Origin of the sequence: Brevundimonas sp. UBA7664 (assembly GCF_002483305.1) — a bacterium.
GTDB lineage: Bacteria > Pseudomonadota > Alphaproteobacteria > Caulobacterales > Caulobacteraceae > Brevundimonas.
Genome location: NZ_DLHQ01000053.1, coordinates 1 through 4790, shown reverse-complemented (window position 1 = coordinate 4790; position 4790 = coordinate 1). Strand labels below are relative to the sequence as shown.

At 68.6% G+C, this 4790-nt stretch carries 2 protein-coding genes and 1 tRNA gene; 2 read left to right on the top strand and 1 reads right to left on the bottom strand.

What is annotated here, in order from left to right; translation table 11 throughout:
- Together B2742_RS12700 and B2742_RS12695 are read left to right on the top strand one after the other, a co-directional pair.
- Nucleotides 1–2055: DNA gyrase subunit B (locus B2742_RS12700; protein WP_292066882.1), on the top strand; the 2055-nt coding region annotated here is incomplete at its 5' end.
- An 85-nt stretch (nucleotides 2056–2140) separates the two neighbouring features.
- Entirely contained in the window at nucleotides 2141–4660 is a 2520-nt protein-coding gene (locus B2742_RS12695) for an ATP-binding protein (RefSeq protein ID WP_292066878.1), read from the top strand.
- Nucleotides 4661–4713: 53 nt separating this feature from the next.
- On the opposite strand, the gene B2742_RS12690 is transcribed toward B2742_RS12695, so the two are convergent.
- Nucleotides 4714–4790 (bottom strand) — tRNA-Arg (locus tag B2742_RS12690).

Here is a 4790-nt window from a genome sequence, read left to right as displayed (position 1 = left end):
GGCGTCTCGGTCGTCAACGCCCTGTCCGACTGGCTGAAACTGGTCATCTACCGCAACGGCAAACGCCACGAGATGAAGTTCGCCCGCGGCGACACGGTGGAGAGCCTGAAGGTCACCGGCGACGCCCCCATCCGCACCGAAGGCGCGCGCGCCGGTCAGCCCCTGTCGGGCACCGAAGTCACCTTCTACCCATCGGTCACCACCTTCGCTCACATCGACTTCGACCTGAAGACGCTGGAGCACCGGCTGCGCGAGCTGGCCTTCCTCAACTCCGGCGTGGTCATCAAGCTGCGCGATGACCGTCACGCCGAGAAGTTCGAGGAAATCCTGCACTATGAGGGCGGCGTCGAGGCCTTCGTGCGCCACCTCGACAAGTCCAAGACGCCCATTCTCAAGGACGTCATCGTCATCCGCGGCAAGAAGGAAGGGATCGAGATCGATCTCGCCCTGTGGTGGAACGACAGCTACCACGAGACCATGCTGTGCTTCACCAACAACATCCCCCAGCGGGATGGAGGCACCCACCTGTCGGCCTTCCGCGCCAGCCTGACCCGCGTCATGGGCGGCTATATCGACGCCGCCGGCGCGGCCAAGAAGGAGAAGGTCTCGGTCTCGGGCGAGGACGCCCGCGAAGGCCTGACCTGCGTCCTCTCGGTCAAGGTGCCGGATCCCAAATTCAGCTCCCAGACCAAGGACAAGCTGGTCTCGTCCGAGGTCCGCCCCGCCGTCGAGGGCCTCTGCTCCGAGGGCCTCTCGACCTGGTTCGAGGAACATCCGGTCGAGGCCAAGGCCGTCGTCGCCAAGATCATCGAGGCCGCCGCCGCCCGCGAGGCCGCGCGCAAGGCCCGCGACCTGACGCGCCGCAAGACCTCCATGGACATGGCCTCCCTGCCCGGCAAGCTGGCCGACTGTCAGGAACGCGACCCGGCCAAGTCCGAACTGTTCATCGTCGAGGGCGATTCCGCCGGCGGCTCGGCCAAACAGGCCCGCAATCGCGAGAACCAGGCCGTCCTGCCCCTGCGCGGCAAGATCCTCAACGTCGAGCGCGCCCGCTTCGACCGGATGCTGTCGTCCGAACTGATCGGGACGCTCATTCTGGCGCTCGGCACAGGCATCGGCCGCGACGACTTCAACGCCGACAAGCTGCGCTATCACAAGATCATCCTGATGGCCGACGCCGACGTCGACGGCGCCCACATCCGGACCCTGCTGCTGACCTTCTTCTATCGCCAGATGCCCGAGCTGATCGAGCGCGGGCACGTCTATATCGCCCAGCCGCCCCTCTACAAGGTCTCCAAGGGCAAGCAGTCGCGCTACCTCAAGGACCAGTCCGAGATGGACTCCTACCTCATCGAGGAGGGCTCATCCGAGGCCGAACTGGACCTGCCGAGCGGCGAACGCCGCACCGGCTTCGACCTGCAGGCGCTGGTCCGCGAAGCCAAGGCCTTCAAGGCCGGCGTCGATCGCCTGTCGCAACGCGCCCCGGCCTTCGCCATCGAACAGGCGGCGCTCGCGGGCCTGTTCGACGACGAACCCGCCGGCCCGTCAAAGGCCGCCGCCCGCTTCAACCTCTACGCCGAGGAGGGCGACGGCGACTGGACCGGCGCGCCGGGCGCCCAGGGGGCCGTGGCCTTCGAACGCGTGCGCCGCGCCGTCACCGAACGCATCGTGCTGGAAGAGGCCCTGATCCGCTCGCTCGACGCCCGCCGCCTGGCCGAACGCTCGGCCGCCTTCGAGGGCCTGTTCGACAAGCCCGCCGTCTTCCGCCGCAAGGACAAGTCCATCACCGTGCGCGGCCCGCTGGACCTGCTCGAGGCGGTTCTCGAGGCCGGCAAGAAGGGCATCGCCATCCAGCGCTACAAGGGCCTGGGTGAGATGAACCCGGAACAGCTCTGGGAGACCACGCTGGACGTCAACGCCCGCACCCTGCTCAAGGTGCAGGTCGAGCATCAGGAGGACGCCTCCGACCTGTTCGCCAAGCTGATGGGCGACGTGGTCGAGCCGCGCCGCGAGTTCATCCAGGCCAACGCCCTCGACGCGGCGGTCGACGCCTGACGACAGGCGGTGGAAAAAGCACCGCCTTGCTAAAGCTTGTGAAAGGGTCGGGGGGTGATGATCGGAAGGTCATCACGGAACCGACATGTCACCAGTCAAGCTTGTTCTCGTCGCTGTCCTGCTTTCCGTGTTGGCGCTCCCGGGCGACGCCATGGCGACAGTGCAGTCCCGCGCGAGCCGTGAAGACCTCGCCCGGCGCGTCGAACAACGCGCGGCCGTCACCAGCTTTCCGGCGCTCGAGGCCTTCGGCGAGGCCGCCCTCGACCAGCCGGGCCGGGAGGGCCTGAACCGCCTCTATCACGTGATGTGGATCACGCTGAACCAGGGCGATTTCGAGCGCGCCGAGTTCTGGAACAACCGCCTCGCCGCGGCCGCCCTGGCCCGCCGGGACGAGCGGTATCAGATGATCGCCCGGCTGAACGCCCTGACCATCCGCTACGACAGCGGCGACACCGCCGCCTCGGTCGAGATGGACCGGATCGGCCGGACCGCCACGGACTGGTTCGTCAAGGCGCATGCGATGCGGATCACCGCGCTGGCGCTGATCGATCAGGACCGGATCGGCGAAGGCCTCCGCCTGCTGACCGAGGCCGACGCCGCCATTCCCGAACGCGCCCCCTACGCCGACACCGCCCGGGCCGGGCTGTGGGAAGTGACCGGCATGGGCCTGATGCGGCTGAACGATATCGAGGGCGCGACCACGGCGTTCCGCCGCTACGAGATCGATTTCTCGAACCCCGCCTATCCCCGTCCCGATTTCGACGCCCTCTACAATCTGACGCGCCTGTCGGTTCAGGTCGGCGACCAGGACCTGGCCAACAAACTCTACGCCGCGCACCATCGGCTCGCCCGCCGGGCCGGCCTGGAGAGCCTGCTGGTCTATGACGCCAATCTCTGCGCCATGGTCGCCGACGGCGGCGGAGACTCGCGTGGGGTTCTCGACTGCCTTTCGCCCTACGGGGCCGACCTCGGCGCGGCGGACTTTCTGGCGCCGCAGCTGCTGCCGACGCGCGCCCTCGCCTATGCCCGGACCGGCCGGCTCGGCCTCGCCCGCCGCGATCTGGCCGAGATCCGCCGCCGCGAGGCCGCCGGCCTGTTCCGCGAGGAAGGGTTTTCGGAAGTGCCCCGGGTCGAAGCCGCCCTGCTGTTCGCCGAGGGCCGCACCCGGGAGGGCTTCCAGCGCCTGGAGGCCTATCACAGGGCCCTGGACATCCAGACCGCGCGCCGGTTCAGCGCGGGTATCGGACAGGTCACCGGGGACATGCAGGAACAGCTGGCCGAACGGCGCCGCCAGCTCGATACGGCGCGAACCAACACCCGTCTGCAGAAGGACGTCATCAGTTCGCAGCGCTGGATCGTCGGCATCGCCGTGCTCTTCATCCTGACCGCGGCCGGCCTGCTGATCTGGCAATGGCGCTCGGCCGGCCATCTGCGCCTCGCGCGCCGGGCGGCGGAAGCGGCCAGCCGGTCGAAGAGCGATTTCCTCGCCAATATGAGCCACGAGATCCGCACCCCGCTGAATGGCGTGGTCGCCATGGCCGACGCCCTTTCGCGGAGCGATCTGGGCCCGCGCGAGCGGGAGATGGTCGATATCGTCCGGTCGTCCAGCGGCACGCTCGAGCGCCTGCTCTCGGACATCCTGGACACCGCCAAGATCGAATCCGGCCAGATCACCATCGAGCCGGGCCCGTTCCACCTCGCCGATGTCGTCCGCGAGACGGCCGCCCTGTGGCGAACCAAGGCCGAGGCCAAGGGCGTGTCGCTGGAAATCGAGATTCCGGCGCAGGCCGAACGGCTGGTCCATGGCGATGCGGTGCGCATCCGCCAGGTCCTGACCAATCTGGTCAGCAATGCGCTGAAATTCACGGCGGCGGGCGAGGTCCGGTTGAGCGTCGAGGACGTCGCCGACGACCGCGTCCGCTTCACCGTTTCGGACACCGGCGTCGGCTTTGAGCCCGAACAGAAGGCCCGCATCTTCGGCCGCTTCCACCAGGCCGACGGGTCGATCACGCGCCGCTTCGGCGGCACTGGCCTGGGCCTGACGATCTCGCGCGACCTGGCCGAGCTGATGGGCGGCGTCCTCGATTGCGAGAGCCAGCCCGGCGTCGGCTCGCGGTTCTGGTTCGAGGCGCCCCTGCCGTTGGCCGAGGCCGCGGGCGCCGGGGCGTCGCCCGGGCCTGATGCCGACGCCGGCGCGGTCGGGCTGCGGATTCTCCTGGCCGATGATCATCCGGCCAACCGCAAGGTCATCGAGGTCCTGCTGTCGGGGACGGACGCCGACCTTGTGTGCGTGGCGGACGGGCAGGAAGCGCTGGACGCCTTCCGGGACGGCGTCTTCGACCTCGTCCTGATGGACATGCAGATGCCGGTGATGGACGGCCTGACCGCGACCGCCGGCATTCGCGCGATCGAGGCCGGGCGCGGCGGCGCGCGCACGCCCGTGCTCATGCTGACCGCCAACGCCATGCCCGATCACATCGAGGCGGGCCGCCAGGCCGGCTCCGACGGCCATCTCGCCAAGCCGGTGACCATGGCGACCCTGTTCGCGGGGATTTCGCAGGTCCTGGCCGTGACCGAACCGGAGCGCGGCGCCGAAGCGGCCTGACCGGACAGCCCGAGGCGTCCGTTCGGGCCAATGTGTCGGCCGACAAGAGAAAATGGCGCGCCCGGAACGATTCGAACGTCCGACCCTCAGATTCGTAGTCTGATGCTCTATCCAGCTGAGCTACGGGCGC